21 protein-coding genes are annotated in these 21950 nt (G+C 58.4%); 9 read left to right on the plus strand and 12 right to left on the minus strand.

What is annotated here, in order from left to right; translation table 11 throughout:
* The first annotated feature begins 20 nt into the window (after positions 1 to 20).
* Positions 21 to 602, plus strand: a complete 582-nt coding sequence (locus AC2FGC_RS15845) for a transglycosylase SLT domain-containing protein (RefSeq protein WP_496726575.1) — start codon at positions 21 to 23, stop codon at positions 600 to 602.
* Positions 603 to 614: 12 nt separating this feature from the next.
* On the opposite strand, the gene AC2FGC_RS15850 is transcribed toward AC2FGC_RS15845, so the two are convergent.
* The 4 genes from AC2FGC_RS15850 to AC2FGC_RS15865 form a co-directional block, all read right to left on the minus strand.
* Positions 615 to 1211: a LolA family protein gene (locus AC2FGC_RS15850; RefSeq protein ID WP_496726574.1), complete on the minus strand. Its 597-nt coding sequence runs from the start codon at positions 1209 to 1211 to the stop codon at positions 615 to 617.
* A gap of 40 nt (positions 1212 to 1251) precedes the next feature.
* Positions 1252 to 4149: a DNA translocase FtsK gene (locus AC2FGC_RS15855; RefSeq protein WP_496726573.1), complete on the minus strand. Its 2898-nt coding sequence runs from the start codon at positions 4147 to 4149 to the stop codon at positions 1252 to 1254.
* Between the two features lie 14 nt (positions 4150 to 4163).
* Positions 4164 to 5345 (minus strand): aminotransferase class I/II-fold pyridoxal phosphate-dependent enzyme, encoded by a 1182-nt coding sequence (locus AC2FGC_RS15860; protein WP_496726572.1) that lies wholly within the window; start codon positions 5343 to 5345, stop codon positions 4164 to 4166.
* Positions 5346 to 5453: 108 nt separating this feature from the next.
* Positions 5454 to 6782, minus strand: a complete 1329-nt coding sequence (locus AC2FGC_RS15865) for an amidase (protein ID WP_496782837.1) — start codon at positions 6780 to 6782, stop codon at positions 5454 to 5456.
* Between the two features lie 53 nt (positions 6783 to 6835).
* Between AC2FGC_RS15865 and AC2FGC_RS15870 the strand changes: the two genes are divergently transcribed.
* Positions 6836 to 8098 carry an FAD-dependent monooxygenase gene (locus AC2FGC_RS15870; RefSeq protein ID WP_496726570.1) on the plus strand — a complete coding sequence of 421 codons (1263 nt, stop codon included), beginning with the start codon at positions 6836 to 6838 and terminating at the stop codon, positions 8096 to 8098.
* Here the strand turns inward: AC2FGC_RS15870 and AC2FGC_RS15875 are convergent.
* From AC2FGC_RS15875 to AC2FGC_RS15890, 4 genes are all read right to left on the minus strand, one after another.
* Positions 8095 to 8280, minus strand: a complete 186-nt coding sequence (locus AC2FGC_RS15875) for a Trm112 family protein (protein WP_109310669.1) — start codon at positions 8278 to 8280, stop codon at positions 8095 to 8097. The two genes, AC2FGC_RS15870 and AC2FGC_RS15875, sit on opposite strands and share 4 nt — an antisense overlap.
* Positions 8277 to 8918: an LON peptidase substrate-binding domain-containing protein gene (locus AC2FGC_RS15880; protein ID WP_496722019.1), complete on the minus strand. Its 642-nt coding sequence runs from the start codon at positions 8916 to 8918 to the stop codon at positions 8277 to 8279. The genes AC2FGC_RS15875 and AC2FGC_RS15880 overlap by 4 nt, the downstream gene beginning before the upstream one ends.
* A 27-nt stretch (positions 8919 to 8945) precedes the next feature.
* On the minus strand, positions 8946 to 9863 hold the full coding sequence (gene trxA, locus AC2FGC_RS15885; protein ID WP_496726569.1) for a thioredoxin: 918 nt from the start codon (positions 9861 to 9863) through the stop codon (positions 8946 to 8948).
* Between the two features lie 76 nt (positions 9864 to 9939).
* Positions 9940 to 10728 carry an exodeoxyribonuclease III gene (locus AC2FGC_RS15890; RefSeq protein ID WP_496726568.1) on the minus strand — a complete coding sequence of 263 codons (789 nt, stop codon included), beginning with the start codon at positions 10726 to 10728 and terminating at the stop codon, positions 9940 to 9942.
* Positions 10729 to 10909: 181 nt separating this feature from the next.
* Here AC2FGC_RS15890 and AC2FGC_RS15895 point away from each other — a divergent pair, with 181 nt between their 5' ends.
* Entirely contained in the window at positions 10910 to 11470 is a 561-nt protein-coding gene (locus tag AC2FGC_RS15895; protein ID WP_496782838.1) for a hypothetical protein, read from the plus strand.
* A gap of 154 nt (positions 11471 to 11624) precedes the next feature.
* On the opposite strand, the gene AC2FGC_RS15900 is transcribed toward AC2FGC_RS15895, so the two are convergent.
* A complete protein-coding gene (locus tag AC2FGC_RS15900; protein ID WP_058272567.1) occupies positions 11625 to 12311 on the minus strand; it encodes a response regulator transcription factor in 687 nt (228 codons plus the stop codon).
* A 161-nt stretch (positions 12312 to 12472) separates the two neighbouring features.
* On the opposite strand from AC2FGC_RS15900, the gene ribA reads away from it, so the two are divergent.
* Both ribA and AC2FGC_RS15910 read left to right on the plus strand, forming a co-directional pair.
* Positions 12473 to 13567: a GTP cyclohydrolase II gene (gene ribA, locus AC2FGC_RS15905; RefSeq protein WP_058272568.1), complete on the plus strand. Its 1095-nt coding sequence runs from the start codon at positions 12473 to 12475 to the stop codon at positions 13565 to 13567.
* Positions 13564 to 14064: a L,D-transpeptidase family protein gene (locus tag AC2FGC_RS15910; RefSeq protein ID WP_496782840.1), complete on the plus strand. Its 501-nt coding sequence runs from the start codon at positions 13564 to 13566 to the stop codon at positions 14062 to 14064. The genes ribA and AC2FGC_RS15910 overlap by 4 nt, the downstream gene beginning before the upstream one ends.
* Here the strand turns inward: AC2FGC_RS15910 and AC2FGC_RS15915 are convergent.
* Together AC2FGC_RS15915 and AC2FGC_RS15920 are read right to left on the minus strand one after the other, a co-directional pair.
* Positions 14048 to 14707: a YggS family pyridoxal phosphate-dependent enzyme gene (locus tag AC2FGC_RS15915; protein WP_496782843.1), complete on the minus strand. Its 660-nt coding sequence runs from the start codon at positions 14705 to 14707 to the stop codon at positions 14048 to 14050. The genes AC2FGC_RS15910 and AC2FGC_RS15915 overlap by 17 nt on opposite strands.
* A gap of 101 nt (positions 14708 to 14808) precedes the next feature.
* Entirely contained in the window at positions 14809 to 15834 is a 1026-nt protein-coding gene (locus tag AC2FGC_RS15920) for a porin (protein ID WP_496782845.1), read from the minus strand.
* Between the two features lie 283 nt (positions 15835 to 16117).
* Between AC2FGC_RS15920 and AC2FGC_RS15925 the strand changes: the two genes are divergently transcribed.
* The 4 genes from AC2FGC_RS15925 (at position 16118) to holA (ending at position 20734) form a co-directional block, all read left to right on the plus strand.
* Positions 16118 to 16606 (plus strand): DUF3576 domain-containing protein, encoded by a 489-nt coding sequence (locus tag AC2FGC_RS15925; RefSeq protein WP_496782847.1) that lies wholly within the window; start codon positions 16118 to 16120, stop codon positions 16604 to 16606.
* Positions 16607 to 16678: 72 nt separating this feature from the next.
* Positions 16679 to 19231 carry a leucine--tRNA ligase gene (gene leuS / locus AC2FGC_RS15930; protein WP_496726560.1) on the plus strand — a complete coding sequence of 851 codons (2553 nt, stop codon included), beginning with the start codon at positions 16679 to 16681 and terminating at the stop codon, positions 19229 to 19231.
* On the plus strand, positions 19218 to 19709 hold the full coding sequence (gene lptE / locus AC2FGC_RS15935) for an LPS assembly lipoprotein LptE (RefSeq protein ID WP_496726559.1): 492 nt from the start codon (positions 19218 to 19220) through the stop codon (positions 19707 to 19709). Before leuS ends, lptE begins: the two co-directional genes overlap by 14 nt.
* Positions 19706 to 20734: a DNA polymerase III subunit delta gene (holA, locus tag AC2FGC_RS15940; RefSeq protein ID WP_496726558.1), complete on the plus strand. Its 1029-nt coding sequence runs from the start codon at positions 19706 to 19708 to the stop codon at positions 20732 to 20734. The genes lptE and holA overlap by 4 nt, the downstream gene beginning before the upstream one ends.
* Here the strand turns inward: holA and AC2FGC_RS15945 are convergent.
* Entirely contained in the window at positions 20731 to 21915 is a 1185-nt protein-coding gene (locus AC2FGC_RS15945) for a TIGR03862 family flavoprotein (RefSeq protein ID WP_496782850.1), read from the minus strand. The genes holA and AC2FGC_RS15945 overlap by 4 nt on opposite strands.
* Positions 21916 to 21950: the final 35 nt, after the last annotated feature.

The following is a 21950-nucleotide window of genomic DNA, read 5'->3' on the forward strand; positions in this document are numbered from 1 at the left end:
AGAAAAAAGGCACGAGGCACATGAGCAGAATTTTCTTTGTACTCCTTGGGGTGCTGCTTTTGGCATCCTGTGGTGGCGGGTCCAAACAGCCACCGAGCAGACTGAACGACGCGTGCAGCATTGCGCGCGAACGGCCTGATTTTATCAAGGCGTTCAAAAGCACCGAACGGAAATGGGGCGTCCCAATTCACGTTCAGATGGCGACGATCTATCAGGAAAGCCGCTACAAGCACGACGCACGCACACCGCATCAATACGTTCTGGGCGTGATCCCGATGGGCCGTCAAAGCAGCGCCTATGGCTTCAGTCAGGCGCTGGACGGCACCTGGGATGAATATCGTAAAGAGACCGGCAAGCGTCGCGCCAAGCGGGACCGCATCCGCGATGCGTCAGATTTCATCGGCTGGTACATGAACAAAACCCATCAGCGGAACGGTATTCACCCCACAGATACGCGCAACCAGTATCTGGCCTATCACGAGGGGCACACCGGCTTTGCCCGCGGCAGCCATAACAGCAAATCCTGGCTGTTGAACGTCGCCAATGACGTGGATGCACGCGCCAAGCTCTATCAGGCGCAGCTGGCGAACTGCCGCTACTGACAAGATTGCGGGTCAGCGATTGCCTGACCCGCTTCTTTTTGATCTTGAAAACAGATCGTTGCTGAGATTTCCGCCGGTACTCAGCTGCCCCAGCAGAACGGTCGTCTGACTGCCGGCATTGTCGTGAATGACCCATTTGCGCAGCTCGATCGGGTCCCCCGTAAACATCAGTTCAATCCGGCCGGATTCGGGATTTTTTGGGTCCCGAGCGGTAACAACCGTGGCCGTCCCATCAAAATCATGGGCAACCACCATGTTCGCCTGCCCCAGATTGACGTTGCGCGCCAACACCAGCGACAACGGGGTACGTTTTAGCGGATACTGCTCCGGCGGCTGGTTCGATTTTGGGTCAAAGATCTGCACCGTACCTGCACGCGCCAGAACCACAGCGCTGTTGGGCGGGTCATATTCGAACCGCATCTTACCGGGGCGTTCTATCCACAGCTTTCCGGTGCTCAGCGAGCCGTCATCGTTGACTTGTGTGAACGTGGTCTCAACGGTTTTGAGGCCATTGAGGTAGTTTGAGATTTGGGACAACGGCAGCTTATCAGCCGCCCAGGCCGCAGGCGCGGCGAGTGTCAAAGCAAGGGCAAAGGCAATCTGTTTCATAAGTTCCCAGATAAGCGCTCTGCCCTTGTTATTAAATATCCTATTGTTCAGGTACGAGGATTTCGCGTTTCCCGACATGATTTGCCGACGAAACAACGCCTTCATCCTCCATTTGCTCAACAAGTCGCGCAGCTTTGTTGTAGCCAATGGCAAGTTTCCGCTGAATGTACGAGGTCGAGCATTTGCGATCCTTAATCACGATCGCCACCGCCTGATCGTATAGCGCGTCTTCCCCGTTGGTGTTGCCACCGGTGTTGAGGCCCAATACGGCATCGATGTTGTCGGCTTTATCCTCGGATGGGCCGTCCAGTACGGTGTTCACATAGTCCGGTGGGCCGAACTGTTTCAGGTGGTTGACGATTTCCTCGACTTCCTCGTCCGAAACAAACGGGCCGTGGCAACGGGTGATCTTGGCGCCGCCTGCCATATACAGCATATCGCCCTGCCCCAGCAGTTGCTCGGCCCCCATTTCGCCCAGAATAGTTCGGCTATCGACTTTCGAGGTCACCTGGAACGAAATCCGGGTTGGGAAGTTCGCCTTGATCGTACCGGTAATCACATCGACCGAGGGGCGCTGCGTGGCCATGATCAGGTGAATACCCGAGGCCCTTGCCATCTGCGCCAGACGCTGGATGCAGGCTTCGATCTCTTTACCTGCGACCATCATCAGGTCGGCCATCTCGTCGACGATCACGACGATGTAGGGCATCGCCTCGGGCGCGAATTCTTCGGTCTCGAAAGTTGGCTCGCCGGTTTCGTCGTCAAACCCGGTCTGGACGGTGCGGCTGAACAATTCACCTTTGGCCAGCGCGTCTTTTACGCGACCATTGTAGCCCGCGATGTTGCGCACGCCCATCTTGGACATCTTGCGATAACGGTCCTCCATCTCGCCCACGACCCACTTCAGGGCGACAACCGCCTTTTTCGGGTCGGTTACAACGGGCGACAGCAGATGCGGAATGCCATCATAGACGGACAGTTCCAGCATCTTGGGGTCGATCATGATCAGGCGGCATTCGTCCGGTGTCAGCTTATACAGCAGCGACAGGATCATGGTGTTGATCGCGACCGACTTACCGGAACCGGTTGTCCCCGCAATCAGCAAGTGGGGCATCTTGGCCAGGTTTGCGACCATGGATTCGCCGCCGATATCCTTGCCCAGCGCCAGTGGCAGCGCGTGGTTACCATCACCGAAATCACGGCTGGCAAGGATTTCTCGCAGCACCACCATCTCACGGTTTTCATTCGGCAGTTCGATCCCGATCACCGAGCGCCCCGGCAGGGTCGAAACACGTGCCGACAGTGCCGACATCGAGCGCGCGATATCGTCAGCCAGACCGATAACCCGGCTCGCTTTCAGGCCCGGAGCAGGCTCTAGTTCGTACATGGTAACAACCGGGCCGGGGCGGACACTGGTGATCTCACCCTTGACGCCATAATCGTCCAGAACGTTTTCCAACATACGCGCGTTTTCTTCCAACGCCTCGTCGCTAAGGTGATGGCGCTGAATACTGGAAGGGTTGGACAGCAGGCTCAGCGGCGGCAGCTCAAAGTCCGAATGCCGGTCTTCAAAGGACAGCCCAGGCTGCGCTTCGGCCTGTGCACGACGCGACGGCGCAGGCGCGCGACGCACGGGCTGCGCCACCACGGGCTTGCGCGGTTCGGCCACTGGAATTTTCATCGCAGGGCGCGGGGCCGGTTCGGGCTCGGGCGTGTCTTCAAATACGGCCTCATCCTCATAGACGGGCTCGGGCGCAAAATCCTGATGCAGGGGTTCTTGCTGCCACTCGGGTTCAGGTTCTGCTGTCAGCATCGGCTCGGGTGGCAGTCCGTCCAAGGTCATCGGTGGTTCGGGCGGAAGCTCTTCCCCGCCTCTGGCGTTCAGAATCAACGGGTCCGGTCCGCGGCCACGCCCTTTGGTCAAAGGCAGGGTTGGGTCGACTTCAGGTGCCATCTCACCGGTAGCCACCTTACGGTTGCGCACGGCTGCGGAAATCTTGGACTTGATGCGATCTTCACCAGGCATTTCATCAAATCCGGCAACCGGGTCCCGGTCGAGCAGTTCCGGTTCCGGCATCGGATCCGGACGGCGGATCAGGCTGGGCATCCGTGCCAGAAGGCCAGGTTTGACGGGCTCGGGCTCTTCGAAATCCGGCTCTTCGAACATCGGATCTGCATAGGCCATATCATCGTCAAACACGGATTCAGCAGCCTCAGCGCGGGCGGCTTTACGCTCGTCCCACTGCGCCCGGCGATCGCGTGCGGCCTGCGCGGTGACTGATGCACTGCGACCCAGAAGGTTCATCAGCATGTCATAGGACATAACAAGACCCAGCAGGAAGGCGCGCAGACCCTTGCGCACGTCGGCCTTTGTGAACCCAAGAACGAATGTCCCTAATGCCAACATGCCAGTTGCCATCGCCAGCGACATCAGTTTGACCATGAAATGTGACGAAATCGGCAGCAGTGTCAGCAACGCACCCATTACGGTATCACCGAACAAGCCCCCCAGACCAAAGCTGTGGGTCGTGCGCCAGACCTCGCCCGGTACCAAAGTCGCGGCGTAGACAGAAACGATGGCAATCCAGATCGGCGCAAAGATAAGGCGGGCCACTGCGCGTTCCTCACCGAAGTGCCCCGCAAAGCGTACGCCCCAGCCAATCAACACCAGCGCGATGCTCCAACTGCCCCATCCGACGATCATGAACAGTGGCGCGGCGATCGACGCACCGATCCGCCCCATCCAGTTCTGCACTGGCGCGTCTGTCGACACCATCCAGTTCGGATCATCCGGCGTGTAGGACCAGATCATCGCGGCTGAAGCCAGCCCAAGCAGGATCAGGGCGATCCCGATCAGTTCCTTGCTGCGCCGTTCGATGGCGGCCTGTGTCGTGCTGTCCAGCAATGGATCGCGGTTGCGCGCGTTATATGATGCCATTTTGCCCTCGTACCTCACGAATAGATGCAGTCACGGAGCGTAATCAGCCCCTGCCGCAACTCTGTTTTTGGGGCCACCATTGCGACCCGGATAAATTGTTCGCCCGGGTTTTGCCTCGGATCACCTTGAGAAAGATATGCGCCCGGCAAGACCCGAACTCCGGTCTCCTGCCACAGCCTTAATGCCGTTTCTTCGCCATTTTCGACCGGCAGCCACAGGAAAAACCCGGCTTCAGGCGGCATATAGCCCTGCACGCCCGCGAAAACCTCATCCGCAATGGTGTACTTTTCCTGATACAGCGCGCGGTTCTCGACAACATGCGCCTCATCTGCCCAAACTCTTGCGGCGGCAGCCTGCAAAGGTAGCGGTAAAGGCGCACCTGCGTAGTTGCGTAACTGCTTGACCCTCTTGATGGTCTCGGGACCACCCGCGATCAGGCCCGAGCGCAGACCAGCCAGATTGGACCGCTTCGACAGTGAATTGAACAAGGTGATCCGCTCCGGATTGGCCCCTAGTTCCTGCGCAACGGTCAGTACACCGGTTGGTGCCGTGTCACGGTAGATCTCGGAATAGCACTCATCCGCGAAGATGCGGAAATCATAGGTCTCGGCCAGTTGGATCAGTTCGACCCAATAATCGCGCGAGGCGACCGCGCCCTGCGGATTGGCCGGAGAACAGATATAGGCCGCAACAGTGCGGTTCAGCACATCCGTAGGCAGGCTGGCATAGTCCGGCAAGTGACCGGTGGCGGCTGTTGCAGGCACAAAAACCGGCTCGGCCCGCACCGAAAGAGAGGCTACCATGTAAACCTGATAGAACGGGTTCGGGCACAGAATGGCGGGCTTTTCGCCATTTTTCTGCTCGGGGCACAGTGCCATCGCCGCGTTGTACAGGCCTTCGCGTGTGCCGTTCAACGCCATCACATTGGTGTCGGGGTCCATCGAAACGCCATAGCGGCGATCAATCCAGCCTGTAATCGCTGAGCGCAATTCGGGCGAACCTTCATTGGGTGGGTATCCCTGAAACCCGGCCGCGTTTTCTGTGATCACATCGGTGACCCACGCCGGAAAATCATGCATCGGCGCACCAATGGTCATGTGAATCACTTCGCCACCCGGCTGGTGATGATCCAACAGGGTGCGCAGACGCGGGAATGCATATTCCGGTAGGTCCGAAAACCGTTCGGGGAAATTCATAACTACTGCCTCAATACCGGGATCATTTCGCCCCGTTTTAAAGACAGATTACAGGTCGCACGCGGTTTCGTCCAGACAAAGAGGTGGCGATTCAGGGGATTGTGGCATTCAGGCCAACGCCACCTCGGCGGCTGATCCCAGCCGTAACAGGGCCTCTTCCGAGCCGGGATATCCCATCATCATCACGCCACACCCGGGTATTCCGGTCGGCAGTGTCAGTGCAGCCAGCCCCATCAGATTGCCGATACGGGTGTTGCGAAGAGCCAGCAGGTTTTCCGTGACATAGTAGTCATGATCATTCATCAACCGATCCAGATTCGGCGGCAGAATGGGGGCCGTGGGCGCAAGCACCGCATCAAACCCCGATGTTGCCGCATCCCATGCAGCCCTACAGGCTTTTAGCCTGGACCAGGCAGCGATGTAATCGGCACCCGTCGCGTTTTGACCCGACCGAAACCGTTCCAGAATCTCGGGATACATGGCATCGGGATTGGCTTCGATCACATCGCGCCACAGCCCATAGGCTTCGGTTGTGTAGAGAACGCCAGATAGCGCCATGGCGTCGTGCAGCTCGGGGACGTCCAGCGGAACGATCTCGACACCGGCCTCGGTGAGTTTTTCCAACCCATCCTCAAAGGCCTTGCGCGGTTCATCCCTCAGGTCGTCCTGCGCCACGGTCTGAAGATTGGCAAAGCGGCGGCCTTTCAGGCTGACACCGCGAAGATCCGGCGGAGAGCGCCCCTCCAGCAAGGCCAGCATATGAGCTGCGTCCTCGACTGAGCGGGTCAGTGGACCAACAGTGTCGAACCGCAGACACAAGGGCACTGTACCCTCAAGGCTGACACGCCCGGCGGTGGTTTTCAGCCCGACCAGATTGTTCCAGGCCGCTGGGATGCGCACTGACCCGCCCGTATCCGAACCGATCCCACAGGCGGCAAGGCCCCAGGCCACCGATGCGGCCGCGCCCGAAGAAGAGCCCCCGGATACGGCGTCTTCATCGTCAATGCATGGGGGCGTGCCAGTGATCGGGTTCAGGCCAAGGCCTGAGAAGGCCAGCTCGCTCATATGCGTCTTGCCCAGACAGACCGTGCCCATGGCGGTGGCGTTACGCACAACGACCGCGTCCATTTCGGGAACCCGGCCTTTCAGCAAGGCCGAGCCTGCCTCAGTCGCTGTGCCGGCGGTATCGAACAGATCTTTCCAGCTGATCGGCACACCATCCAGCAGGGACCGCCGCAGGCCCAGATTGGCGCGCTCCTGCGCAGCCTGCGCCTCGGCCCTAGCACGATCATGCGTAACGCGGGCATAGATCCTGTCGCGGTGCGGATGCGCGTCGATGGCGGCCAGATAAGTCTCGGTCAATTCAACCGGATCGATCTGTCCCATGCCGATACCCCGACCCAGATCACACGCCGTCATGGTCAGCCAGTCCTGCATCCCTGCCCCCTCTGGAAAAAGCACTTTGAGGGACGGTAGCGACAGGACCGCACATGGACAATCCCGAAAGGGCGCGCATATTGCAGGCCATGGAACACAACTCGGATATCCTGATCGTAGGCGGCGGCCTGAACGGCCCGGCCCTGGCCCTGGCACTGGCCCAGACAGGGCATTCTGTCACCGTCGTCGACGCATTGGCCGAAAAAGCCCGAAAAAACGCGGCTTTTGACGGGCGCGCCTATGCGTTGGCGCTGGCCTCGCAGCGGTTGTTGGATGCGATCGGTGTCTGGGACAGGGTAGCGGAACATGCCCAGCCCATGCTTGATATCAAGGTCACCGATGGGCATTCCGGTGCCGGCCCATCGCCGTTTTTCCTGCATTTCGACCATGCCGAGATCGAAGAAGGCCCAATGGGCTTCATGGTCGAAGACCGCCACCTGCGCCGGGCCTTTCTGGATGCCATGGTCGAGCAGGACAGCATCACGCAGATCAGCGGCAAAACCGTTGTCGCGCAGGCCTCTGATGATACCGGCGTAACGCTGACGCTGGATGATGGCACGACCATGACCGGCGGAATGTTGGTTGGCTGTGACGGGCGCCGCAGTGGCACCGCCGTGCGTGCCGGGATCAAGCGCACCGGCTGGGATTACGGCCAAACCGCGTTGGTTTGTGCCATTGAGCATGACCTGCCCCACAATGGCGTGGCGCATCAGTTCTTCATGCCCGCCGGCCCCTTGGCGATTCTGCCGCTGACCGGCAATCGCAGCTCAATCGTCTGGAGCGAGCGCACCGCAATGGCGCAGCACATCAACGCCATGCCCGAAACGGATTACCTGCAGGTATTGCGCCCGCGATTTGGTGATTTTCTGGGGGACATCCGTCTGCAGGGTGACCGGTTCACCTATCCATTGAACCTGACCATCGCCAATTCCTTCATCGGTGACCGTATGGCGCTGGTAGGCGACGCCGCCCACGGCATGCACCCAATCGCAGGTCAGGGTTTGAATGCAGGTCTTCGCGACGTAGGCGCTTTGGCGGAAGTTCTGACACTGGCTGGACGGCGCGGCGAGGATATCGCATCAGTTCTGGTGCTGGAGCGCTATCAGGAATGGAGACGGTTCGACACGGCGGCGCTGGCCATGGCGACGGATGTGTTCAACAAGCTGTTTTCCAACGACAACCCCATTCTGCGCTTCGGGCGCGACATCGGGATGGAGATCGTCGGCTCGGTCCCCGGGCTACGTCGCGGCTTTGTACGTGAGGCCGCCGGGCTGACCGGAGATCTGCCGAAACTTCTGCAAGGGCGCGCGATTTAATCCAGCTCGCGCGCTTCATCCACCAGCATGACCGGGATTCCGTTGCGGATTGGAAAGGCCAGATTGGCAGCTTTGGACACCAATTCCTGCTTTTCGGCGTCGTAATGCAAAGTGGTGTGCGTCTGCGGACAGATCAGCGCCTCAAGCATGTGACGATCAAATGGGTGTTCGGCTTCGGTCATTGCAGTTTTTCCTCGCTCGATCCGCCCCGCATGGCGAATTCAATCAATGTCACCAATGTCTCGCGGCGCGTGCGAAGGCAAGGTGCCTCAAGCAGCGCCTGTTTCTCTTCGGGATCGAAATCCAGCAGCATCGACAGAGAATTCACTAGCAGCTCGTCATCGGCATCCTTCAACGTGTCCCAGTCGGTCGAAAGCTGGCGCGAGGAAAAAAACCGTTCGAGCAAATCCAAAAACCGCGACCGATCGAACGCATTGTCCGCTTCGGCCTTGCCGAGATCGCGGTCAAACCCGTCCCATGAAACTGCACAGCGGCGATAAGGCGTAAACGCATCCAACTCGGACTTGATCCGAAAACGTGAGACGCCGGACAGTGTAATCAGGTACCGACCGTCTTCGGTTTCAGAAAACTGCGTCACACGCCCGGCACAGCCGATTTGATGCAGTTTGCTTTCGTTGGACTGACACGGATTCGGCTGGATCATTCCAATTAGCCGTTCAGGCGTTTTCAGCGCGTCGTCCAGCATTTGCAGGTAACGCGGCTCAAAAATATGTAGCGGCAAGCGAGACCGGGGCAGCAAAAGCGCCCCGGGCAATGGGAAAACGGATACCGTCTCCGGCAGGTCAGCGGGATGCATCATGTACCCGAGTGTAGCCCTGATCAGGAATTAGGCAAATATCATCGAGCTGAGCTTGCGCCGCCCGTTCAGAGCAATCGGATCATTGGCCTTCAGCGCGTCGAAAATGGTAAACAGTTGTGCCTTTGCCGCGCCATCATTCCACTCGCGGTCGCGGCGGAACAGTTCCAGCAATTGCGCGACCGCTTCTTCTACCTCGCCATTGGCGTGCAGCGCCTGCGCAAGATCGAACCGCGCCTGATGATTGTCGGCATCCGCCTCGACCGCCGCCTTCAGCTCACCCACCGGGCCTGCATCGGCCGCTTGTTTCGCCAGCTCAAGTTGGGCATGGGCTGCTTCAACCTCGGCCGAGGTTGAAATCTCTGCGGGTGCGCCGTTCAGAATGGCCTCGGCCTGCTCCAAATCGCCCGCGGCAATATGGGCACGCACCAGACCGCCATAAGCGGCGGCGTGGTTTGGATCTTCCCCCAGAATGGCGGAAAAGGTCTGCGCGGCATCCACAGCTGCGCCATCGGCCAGCATTTCTTCGGCAGCCAGAACAGCGTCATCCAACTGACCCCCTGGGCTTTCACCACCGGCGGCCTCAATCACTCGGTCCACAAACGCCTTGATCTCGGACCCTGGAACGGCACCCTGAAACCCGTCGACCGGTTGACCTTTGTAGAACGCGTATACGGTCGGGATCGACTGAACGCGCATTTGCGAGGCGATCATCTGTGCCTCATCCACATTGATCTTAACCATCTTCACCGCCCCTTTGGCGGCGGTCACGGCTTCCTCCAACAGCGGCCCAAGCGTTTTGCAGGGACCACACCATGGGGCCCAGAAATCCACGATCACAGGGATTTCCTGCGAGGCCTCGACAACATCGGCCATAAAGGTGGCCTCGGATCCATCCTTGATCAGATCGGCGGTATCGGGTCCGGCTGCGGCGTTCAGAAGGTCCATGGCATTCACTCTTTCGTTCGAATTTGGCCCCTATATGCAACTGCAAAGGGCAGAAACCAAGGGGAGAGTTGCAGGGTCAAAGGTCGAATGTCGCAAAGACCGGTGCGTGGTCGCTGGGTTTTTCCCACCCGCGCGCATCGCGCAGAACGCGGCTGGAGTGCCCCGCGTTCGAGATATCCTGCGTGGCCCAGACATGGTCCAGACGTCGCCCCTTGTCGGCTGCGTCCCAATCACGGGCGCGGTAGGACCACCAACTGTACAACTGCCCTTCGGGGATGTCCTGACGGGTGATGTCAATCCAGCCGCCTGCATCTTGTGTTTCGGCCAGCGCCTCAACCTCGATCGGCGTGTGTGAGACGACCTTGAGAAGTTGCTTATGCGACCAGACATCATCCTCGCGCGGGGCGATGTTCAGATCGCCAACCAGAATGGACTTTTCGGGCTTTTCGGCATGGAACCAGTCGCGCATATCTGTGAGGTAGTCGAGCTTCTGCCCAAACTTCTCGTTCTTTTCTCGGTCTGGGATGTCGCCACCGGCCGGGACATAGAAGTTGTGAATGGTGACACCATTTTCCAACCGCCCAGCGATGTGGCGCGCGTGGCCGAGACCTGCAAAATCCTTGTCACCGACTTCTTCCATCGGCAGGCGCGACAGGATGGCGACGCCGTTATACCCCTTCTGGCCCCTTGCAACCATGTGGGTGTACCCCAGTTCGGCAAATCCGTCGGTTGGGATCTTCTCAACCGGCGACTTGCACTCCTGCAAACACAATACATCGGGAGCTTCTTCCTGCAGTAATTTCAGCACGATAGGCTCGCGCAGGCGGACCGAGTTGATGTTCCAGGTAGCAAGAGTAAAGGGCATGGGGGATTCCTCTGTCGCGGTTGGGCGGAGGTTAGCGTGGTGTGGGATGGGGTGCCATGAGAAATGTGTGCCCGGGGTGAGCTTCTGCAAAAACGTAATTTGGGCTTGATGCCGACCTTGCTTTTGAGATCAGTTGAGACTTGAACCACTGCGCGGGCGTCTTATTGACGAGAATAATATTATGAAAAACAGAACTTATCTAATTCAGTTTGCGACCTCAGCCTTGCTGTCATTTGTCGCTGCAAATGCAGTCTTTGCCAAAGAAGTTCGTTTCTGGGACATGCCTACCGGCTGCAGTTGGACTGTGGAATATTCGAATGGCGACACTTGGGTCAACACCTTCGACGGGCAGCGATCTGGCAAATACATCGTCACCACAAAGGATAAATCTGGAAACAAAAACAGAGTAAAGACAACCGAGTACGACAAAGAAGGCTTGATGACCCAGCGCACTTGGGCGAACGGAAAGTGGGAGATGTTCGAACCACACAATTGTTTTGGTGTTCCGGGAAAGTGTTCTTACACCTATCGAAACGCCGATGGTATCGTTTCACAAACAACGTCAAAGACCACTGTAGTAGGGCCTACACGTTATCGCGTTAAAGCCAGATCAGGTGAGGCAGGTACATACTCGGTTGATACTGTAACGACCACTCACTTTGGTCTTGCCTTGAGTTCAAAAAACAAGAACTTTTGGTCCAAAATCACCGAGTTCCGAAACTGTGGCATTGTTACTTCATAGGCCGCAGCCTAAATCCTCCCAACAAAAAAAGCCGGGCCATAAGGCCCGGCAGTCCAACAGGGAGGTGCATGTCATAACCCGGACATGCGCGGGTTGGGAGTACTCTAATTACACATCCAGAGTATCACTTTGATCCACGTCAATCCACCCGGAGTTACGAGACCAAGCGATATCCACCCGATTCTGTGACCAAAAGGCGCGCGTTCGATGGATCGGGTTCGATCTTTTGGCGCAGGCGATAGATGTGGGTTTCCAGCGTATGTGTGGTGACACCGGCATTATAGCCCCAGACCTCGTGCAGCAGGACGTCGCGGGCGACGACGCCATCTGCCGAGCGGTACAGGAACTTGAGAATGTTGGTTTCTTTCTCGGTCAGGCGGATCTTGCGATCCTCTTCGGTGATCAACATCTTCATCGCCGGCTTAAAGGTATACGGCCCCAACACAAAGACCGCGTCTTCGGATTGTTCATGCTGGCGCAACTGCGCGCGGATGCGGGCCAGCAAGACCGGAAATTTGAACGGCTTAGAGACGTAATCATTGGCACCGGCATCCAAACCCAGAATGGTATCTGCGTCGCTGTCATGGCCGGTCAGCATCAGGATCGGGCTTTTGACGCCTTGTTTGCGCATCAGACGGCACAGCTCACGACCGTCCGTATCCGGCAGACCGACGTCCAGAATGACCAGATCATAAATCGCCTCGCGCGCCCGCTCCATGGCGGATTGCCCATCCGCCGCTTCGAACACGTCGAAATCCTCGGTCATCACGAGTTGCTCGCTGAGCGCCTCGCGCAGATCTTCATCGTCATCCACCAGCAGGATTTTCTTGAGTTGAGCCATGTCCGGTCCTCCTAAGCCTTTTCCACCATTTGCGTGCGGAAGATGCAATCAACAAGATTTACTGCAATGGTCTCACGCCCTCGTGTCTGACGCAGAGGAATTGTTTCACTTTTTCTTCTGTTCGGGTTAGACGAAGACCAACACGTTACAGGGTAACATAGATGAGTCTTATCCCCGATATCTCGGAATTGCTGGCACGGGCCCGCGCGGATCTGCGTATGGGCGTTCCCGTCGTATTGACTGATGACAGCGGGTTCAGCGTCATAGCGATAGCGTCTGAGACATTAAGCGCACAACGGCTGGCCGACCTTCGGAACTTCGAAGGTCAGCCTGTGGTCGCGATCACCGTAAGACGCGCAGAAACGCTGAAGGCACGCGCCTATGATGGCGACCTCGCACGGGTGATCATCCCATCAGACACCGACATCGCATGGGTTCAGGCGGTCGCCGACCCCTCGGATGATCTGAATACCCCGATGAAAGGCCCCCTGATGTCCGAGCGTCAGGGTAGTGCCAACCTGCACCGTATTGCCATCGCTTTGACGAAGTCCGCACGCCTCTTGCCGGCCGCCGTGGTGGTTCCAATTGATGACGGTCGCGATTTTGCGGTGGCACATGGCCTGACCTGCATCGACCATACCCGCGCTGCGCCGCATCTGGCAGATCGAAGCGCCCTGCACGCGATTGCCGCCGCGCGCCTGCCAATGGAAGTGTCCGAGGCCGGTCGTCTGCATGTTTTCCGCCCCGAAGATGGCGGCGAAGAACACTATGCCGTAGAAATCGGGCGTCCGGACCGCAGCAAACCTGTTCTGGCCCGTTTGCATTCGGCTTGTTTTACGGGCGACTTGATGGGCAGCTTGAAATGCGATTGCGGGCCCCAACTGCGTGGAGCGCTTGCCCAGATGGGGTCCGAAGGCGCGGGCGTATTGCTGTATCTCAATCAGGAGGGGCGCGGTATCGGCCTTGCCAACAAGATGCGGGCCTATTTCCTACAGGATCAGGGATTTGACACGGTCGAGGCCAATCACCGATTGGGATTCGAAGATGATGAACGTGATTTCCGACTGGGATCGGACATTCTGAAAGAACTTGGGTTTTCGTCGGTTCGATTGCTGACAAACAACCCGGCGAAAATCGCGATGATGGAAAAGACAGGCATCGCGGTGACCGAAAGAGTACCGCTGAAAGTGGGCGAAACAGCCCATAATCGGGGATACCTGGCAACCAAGGCCGCAAAGTCGGGCCATTTGCTGTGACCCCGGACGATCTGGTTCTTACACCACGGGGCATCCGGTTTGCCGGGCGCCTCTTTCCTTGTTCGATCGGAAAAGGCGGCCTGACGGATGACAAGCACGAAGGCGATGGGGCAACGCCAATCGGTGTGCATCACATAGTCGGTATGCTGTTTCGACCAGATAGAATTGCAGCTCCGTCCTCATGGGCCATCCCAATAGGCCCCGGCGATCTTTGGTCTGATGACAGCGCGGACAGCCAGTACAATCAGATGGTCAGCGAGCCCTATGCCCCCAGCCACGAAAAGCTGCGGCGCGCGGACCCCCTGTACGATCTTGTTCTGATCACCGACTGGAACTGGCCGAACTCTGTGTCAGGCCGGGGATCAGCCATTTTCCTTCACCAGTGGAGACGCCCCGGCTACCCGACCGAAGGCTGTGTCGCTTTTCGCCGCGACCATCTGCATTGGATCGCGCGTAGAATTTCCCCCGGAACGCGTCTGATTATCCCGCAGGTTTGACCCTCTCGCCAAAGATGGCGGACCCCACGCGCACATGGGTGGCCCCCAACGCGATCGCCTGCTCGAAGTCACCGCTCATCCCCATCGAGAGCCCTTCTAAACCGTTGCGTTCGGCGATCTTGGCCAGCAACGCAAAATGCAGCGAGGGTTCCTCTTCAACCGGCGGGATTGCCATCAGACCCTGAACCGGCAAATCCAGTTCGCGGCACTCGGCGATGAAGGCGTCCGCATCAACCGGCATGATCCCTGCTTTTTGCTCTTCTTCTCCGGTATTGACCTGAATGAACAGATCCGGGCAGTGGCCAACCTCTTGCGCCAACCGTGCCAGCGTTTTGGCAAGCTTGGGCCGATCCACCGAATGAATCGCGTTAAACAGCTCCATTGCCTGCCGGGCCTTGTTGGTTTGCAGCGGTCCGATCAGATGCAGGTCAATCTCTGAGAATTTCTCTTTAAAGCCCGGCCATTTTTCGGCCGCTTCCTGCACGCGGTTTTCCCCAAAACAGCGGTGGCCCTGGCTTAGTACAGCCTCAACACGTTCATTCGGCTGGACCTTTGAAACCGCGATCAGCTTTGTCGATCCCGCAAGTCGTCCGGCGGCGGATTCGGCCTTGGCGATGCGGGCAGTGATGTCGTGCAGCGACATGGATTTCCTCTCTCTGCTTTGGGGCAGGAAAACACCAAGTCCGCGCAAAAGAAAAGGGCAGGTCCGAAGACCTGCCCTTAAACTTTGTGGTTCAGATCAACTTAGAAGTTGAACTGAGCACCGAAGTCGGCACGTACACGGCTGTCGCCGTCGCCGCGCTTCTCTTGGCCGAGACCACCGCGCAGCGATGCACCGCCGCCCAGGTCGTACTTAACGCCGATACCATACTGCTGCAGGTCGTCATCCGCCGAACCGTCACCGTAAGCAGCGGTCAGAGTGGTTGCCGCGCCCAGGTTGTAGGCCAGCGACAGACCGTATGCGGTGCCGTTGCGATCGTCGTTTACAACGTCATCGTCAGCTACAAACAGAGTACCCGAGAAGTCACCGAATTCTGCACCCAGGGTCAGAACGGTCAGCGACTGCTTTTCGCTCGCGCTGTTCACGTTCGCCTTGGTCTGACCATAGGCCAGTGCAGCGGTGATGTTGTTGAAGTTGTAGGTTGCGCTGATGTCCCAGCGGTCTGCGTCCTGCGCAACACCGTCAAAAGCAATAGTTGCCTGGTCATATGACGCGCCGAATGCGAAATCGCCAACTGCGTACTGGAAGAACACAGCGTTCGAACCCGAACCGGTCGACGAATAGCCCAGGAAGCTATAGTCAACGCCCGAGTACTGACCGATGAAGGCTTCCAGGCCAGGCTCGTTACCGTAGTAGTTTGCCAGGTTGTCGAAGGCACCCGCAACGTTGCCGGCGTCAACACGCAGACCACCGTAGATGACCGAGAAGCGTGCGCCGTTCAGGCCAGCCGAGTTGGCTTCGCCGGTGTCGGCGTTTTCGTCAGCCTGCAGACGAACACGAGCCGAGAACTCAACGCCGCCATCGGTTTCTGCGGTGCCGTCGATGTTCAGACGGAAACGCGAGACCAGGATGGTGCTGTCGGTTTCGACGTTCGCGGTGCCATCGGCAATGATGTCGCCGTTTGCGTCTGTGGTGAAGTTGTTTACGTCACCGGTACGGTCTTCGTAGTAGCCAATACCAAAACGGCCATAGCCGCTGAATTTAACGTCGGCCGCTGCAACACTTGCGGTTGCGATCAGAGCGGTCGATGCGAAGAGAACTTTTTTCATCTTGTTTCCCTCGGTTTCAAAAGTTTTTCTACTCGACACATGCCTCAGCACATGTCTCAGCACGGGAACCGTTTCGCTCGGATTACCCCCAAAGCGCAAGCTTGCCTTAAATGTGAAGGGTGCATTGGCCCCAAATTGGTGCAAGGATGCCACAGTCGATATTTGGGGACTAAACTGCCGTCCACACTGACATGTGTAACAAGAATAGGGTTGTTGCTGAACTGGACCTTGTCTAGGAGTAACACGTAACAAAGTAGACCAAGTGAAACAGGACCAGTCGACAATGCGCCTGCAGACGATTTTCGGTTTGATCATAATGACTGCTGCCGTGTCGGCCTGCGGACAGAATCAGAGTGCGGCTCCGAATCCCGCATTGCTGTATACAGATAGCACACGTACAGAAGAACGAGAGCTGAACGATCCAGAACGCACAACAATCTGGGACGTGTTCAACCGCGGGAATGCCGAACAGATCGTCAATGTGAATCGGTATCTTTGGGCTGCCTCGCTGGATGTGCTGAATTTCCTCCCGATTCAGGAGGTTGATCCATTTACCGGCGTGATCGTAACAGGTTACGGCACGCCGCCTGGTGGCGGACGCTCTTATCGCGCGACCGTGCATATAAGTGACCCGGCCTTGGCGGCGCGGTCGCTTTCGGTGGCACTGCAGACCAGCGGGGGCGCTCCGGTAAGCGCCGCGACGTCGCGGGCGGTCGAGGATGCGATCCTAAACCGCGCACGCCAGTTGCGCATTGCGGACAACAAACTCTAGCCACCCGCCGAAAATCACAATATTACCACGCCGGGTTCACGCCCGGCGTTTTCATTCACGAAGGACCGCACAATGTCGCGCTACTCGGCCACCGAAATCGAAGCAAAATGGCAAGAGGCCTGGGACAAGGCCGGGATCTTCACCGCCGACCACACGGCAGACAAGCCGAAATATTACGTGCTTGAGATGTTCCCTTACCCGTCGGGGCGAATCCATATGGGGCATGTGCGCAACTATACGATGGGCGACGTCATTGCGCGCCACAAGCTGGCGACGGGGCACAACGTGCTGCACCCGATGGGCTGGGATGCTTTTGGAATGCCTGCGGAAAACGCCGCCATGGCTATTGGCGGCCACCCGAAAGACTGGACATACAGCAACATCGCCGACATGCGCGGGCAGATGATGCCGCTGGGCCTGTCGATCGATTGGTCCCGCGAATTCGCCACCTGTGACCCCGAATATTATGGCCAGCAGCAGGCTCTGTTCCTCGATATGCTCGACGCCGGGTTGGTTTATCGAAAGAACGCTGTGGTGAACTGGGACCCGGTCGACATGACCGTTCTGGCCAATGAGCAGGTGGAAAATGGACGCGGCTGGCGCTCGGGCGCTCTGGTGGAACGGCGCGAGCTGACCCAGTGGTTCTTCAAAATCTCGGACTATTCCGAAGAATTGCTGGATGCGCTTGATACGCTAGAGAACTGGCCTGCCAAAGTGCGACTGATGCAGGAAAACTGGATCGGCAAGTCGCGCGGCCTGCAGTTCGGCTTCGAACGCACTGATGGTGGTGAGCCCATCACTGTCTATACGACTCGGCCCGATACGCTGTTGGGCGCGTCTTTTGTTGGTATTTCGCCGGATCACCCGATTGCCAAGCAGCTTGAGGCCGAAAACCCCGAAGTTGCTGAGTTTGTTGCCGAATGCCGCAAGGGTGGCACCACGGAAGAAGCCATCGAGACGGCTGAAAAGCTGGGCTACGACACTGGTATCCGCGTCAAACACCCGCTGGACCCGAATTGGGAGCTGCCGGTCTGGATCGCGAACTTCATCCTGATGGATTACGGCACCGGCGCGATCTTTGCCTGCCCTGCGCATGACCAGCGCGACCTTGATTTCTGCCGCAAGTATGGCCTGCCGGTCATCGACACCTTCTTTGCACTGGATGACGATACACCGGTCGACAAGATCGCCTTTGTGCCGCCGAAAACTGAAAAAGTTCTTTGGGTGGACCATTTCGCAGGGCTGACCGAGGCCACGGGGGATGAGGCGATCAACGCCACCGTCGATTTCGCGGAAAAAGCAGGTTGGGGTGAAGGCGTCACCAAATATCGTCTGCGCGATTGGGGGCTCAGCCGTCAACGCTATTGGGGTTGCCCGATTCCGGTCGTGCATTGCGACAAATGTGGCACCGTGCCCGAGAAGAAAGAGAATCTGCCGATCGAATTGCCCTATGACGATGGCAACGGCAAACCCATCAACTTCTCGATCCCCGGCAACCCGCTGGACCGCCATGCCAATTGGCGTGACACCCCTTGCCCGTCCTGCGGCGCGCCAGCCAAACGTGAAACCGACACGATGGATACGTTCGTCGATTCGTCGTGGTATTTCGCCCGTTTCACCGCGCCACGCGCTGACACGCCCACCGATCTGGCCGAGGCCGAATACTGGATGAATGTCGACCAGTATATCGGCGGGATCGAGCACGCGATTCTGCACCTGCTCTATTCGCGCTTCTTCGCGCGGGCGATGAACATCACGGGTCACCTGCCGAAGAAAGCCATTGAGCCGTTCAATGCGCTGTTCACGCAAGGCATGGTGACACATGAGATTTATCAAACCCGTGATGCCAACGGTCGCCCGGTTTATCACCTGCCCGAAGATGTGACCGACGGAAAACTGGCCGACGGCACCGAGGTTGAGATCATCCCTTCGGCCAAGATGTCTAAATCCAAGAAAAACGTGGTCGACCCGGTCAGCATAATCTCGGCCTTCGGCGCGGATACTGCGCGTTGGTTCGTCCTGTCCGATTCGCCGCCTGAACGGGATGTGGAATGGACCGCATCCGGGGCCGAGGCTGCGTTCAAGCACCTCAGCCGTGTGCATCGGATCGCCTCGGAAATCGCCGAATCGGATGTTCCGGCCAATGCCGAGGATGAAACCCTGCTGCGCGAGATGCACAAAGCCATCTATGACGTCACAGGCGGAGTCGAATCTTTCGGCTTCAACGCCTCCATCGCCAAGCTTTATGCTTTCACCAACACCCTGGCCAAATCCAAGGCGGGCACCGCAGCCAAACGCGAGGCCGCCAAAACGCTGGCACAGCTGATGTCGCCGATGACCCCGCACCTGTCCGAGGAGCTTTGGCAGCTGCTGGGTGGCGAAGGGCTGGTTGCCACGGCATCATGGCCGGTTGCGGATGCAGCTATGCTGGTGGACGACACCGTCACCCTGCCGATCCAGATCAACGGCAAGCGCCGCGCGGAAATCAGCGTGGCCAAAGATATGCCCAAGGACGAGGTTGAAAAAGTCGCGCTGAGCACCGAAGCTGTGCAAAAGGCGCTGGATGGCGCCACACCCAAGAAAGTAATCGTTGTACCGGGCCGGATTGTGAATGTCGTCGTTTAACCGCAGAACCTTTTTGCTGATGCCGCTGGCCCTTGCCGCCTGCGGTTTCGAACCTGTGTACGCCCCGGGCGGATCGGGTTCGGCCCTTTTTGGTCGCGTAGAAGTGTCTGCTCCAAACACAGTCACCAGCTTTCTACTTGTCGAAGATTTGGAGCAGAAACTTGGCCGTAGTGCGACATCCGGCAGTGAATACAGCCTGGATGTGTCCGTCGTGACCCAGACGGTGGCGGCATCGATTACCTCAACAAACGAAACCAACCGTCTTATCATCAACGGGACTGCCAACTATTCGCTTAGATCGAATGCGACAGGGCAAGTTCTCGCCTCGGGTTCGGTGACGGATTTCGTGGGATATTCGGCCGCCGGGTCTACTGTGTCGACACTGGCTGATGAGCGGGATGCAACGCAGCGCCTGATGGTAATTCTGTCCGATCAGATCATCAGTCGGCTCTACGCCACGCCGGGCCTGTCCGCATGAAGCTGAGCCCGCGCGAGGCCGAGGGGTATTTCTCGAGACCCGACGCGGACAAAACCGGATTGTTGATCTACGGCGCGGATGCGATGCGCGTAGCGCTAAAGCGGCAACAAGTTCTGGCGGCCCTGCTGGGGGCAAACGCCGAAGAAGAGATGCGGTTGACCCGCCTGCCCGGAAGTGATCTGCGTGGCGATCCGGCCTTGTTGCTGGATGCGATCAAGGCAGTCGGGTTTTTTCCCGGGCCGCGCGCTGTATTCGTCGAAGACACAACCGACACGGCCGCCCCCGCAATCCTTGCCGCGCTGGAAGATTGGGTAGCTGGCGATGCCCAAATCATCGTCACCGCCGGGCAGCTCAAGGCCAGTTCCAAAATCCGCAAGGCGTTCGAAGCGCATCGCTCGGCTTATGCGGTGGGCATCTATGACGACCCGCCGTCGCGGGCCGAAGTTGAACGCGTTCTGGCGGCGGCCGGTTTGCAGAACATCCCACGCGATTCGATGGCCGCGATTGCTGAGTTGGCAACCGGTATTAGCCCCGGTGACTTTGCCCAAACGATTGAGAAACTGTCGCTTTACAAGCGCGGTGACAGTTCCGAGCTGACCATTGAAGACGTTGAAGCCTGCGCGCCCCGCTCGACCGAGGCCGCACTGGACGATGTGCTGAACGTGGTTGCCGATGGTCGCGCGGGTGAAATCGGCCCGCTGATCCGACGTTTGCAATCACAGGGAACCAATGCGGTCAGCCTGTGCATCGGCGCGACAAGGCACTTCCGCACTTTGTATGCATGCGCATCCGATCCGGGCGGAGCAGCACAGGGCATCGGAAAACTGCGCCCCCCGGTTTATGGGAAACGGCGCGACCGCATTCTGCGTCAGGCCCAAGGGTGGGGTGCGCCAAAGTTGCAAACTGCGTTGACAGTTCTGACAGATACGGACCTGTCGCTGCGCTCGGCCGGGCAAACGGCACCGGCCATGGCATTGGTCGAACGTGCCATGATCCGTCTGGCGATGCTGGCGCGAACCCGCTAACCGCTTTGATCCAACCAATGTGCCGCCGAACGCCCAGCCCAACGGCCGGTCGCCAGGCAGGCTGTCAGAAGGTACCCCCCGGTCGGGGCCTCCCAATCCAGCATCTCGCCCGCGCAAAACACTCCGGGACATGCAGTCAGCATGAGCTCCTCATTAAGCGCCGCACGTGGCACACCTCCTGCTGTGGAGATGGCCTCGTCCATCGGGCGCAGGCCCGAGTGTCTGATCTGCAGATGCTTGATCACGCTTACGTCTAGCGATGGAATCTGGCCATCGCGCTTGGACATTTCATGAAACAGGGCGACCTTTTGCGGAGACAGGTGCAGAGATTTCTTCAGCCACTGCGAAAAGGTCGTTTTCGATTTTTTTGACACAAAACGACTACGCAACGTATCGGCATCCAAATCCGGAACCAAATCGACAAAAAGCGGTGCTCTGTCACGCAAGGCCGGGGTCAGTGAGTACAATCCACCCCCTTCCAACCCTTTCGCCGAAACCGCAGCCTCGCCGCGACTTTCCAACTCTCCGGCCCTCCATCGCACCGATTTCAAAGCCGCGCCAAAATGCGGCTGCATATGGGGGCTCCATTCCACGGAAATGGCTGAGTTTGCGGGTGCGAAAGGTGTGAGGGGCACGCCTTTACCCGTCAGCACCGATGCCCATGCTCCGTCTGATCCCAACCGCGACCAGCTTGCCCCGCCCAGCGCAAGAACGGTCACATCGGGGAATAGCTTCTGCCTGCCATCAGCCGTGTCGAATACGGCTTGGGCACCGTCCCAACCAACCCACCGCCAGCGTGTTCTGACCTGAACGCCAGCCTCTGCCAGCCGTGCCAGCCACGCCCGCAACAGCGGAGAGGCCTTCATCGATGTCGGAAACACCCGCCCGGTCGAGCCTGTGAACAGCTCTTGCCCCAACCCTTGCGCCCATGTTTGCACGTCCGACGCATCGAATTCGGCAATCATTGGTCGCAACCAGGTCGCGGCCTCACCATAGGACCTCAGCAAAATCTCAAACTGTTCGTCCTTGGTCAGGTTCAACCCGGACTTCCCGGCCATCAGGAATTTTCGCGCCACCGATGGCTTGGCCTCGGCCACCACAACGGAATGCCCGGCTTTGGCCAGTTCCTCGGCCGCCATCAGGCCTGCGGGTCCGCCGCCGATCACCAGTGCCTGTGCCATCCCTGCCCTCTTGCCTTTCGCGCCACCTGACGCAA

The sequence above is a fragment of the Ruegeria sp. CDSC054 genome (genome assembly GCF_059610645.1).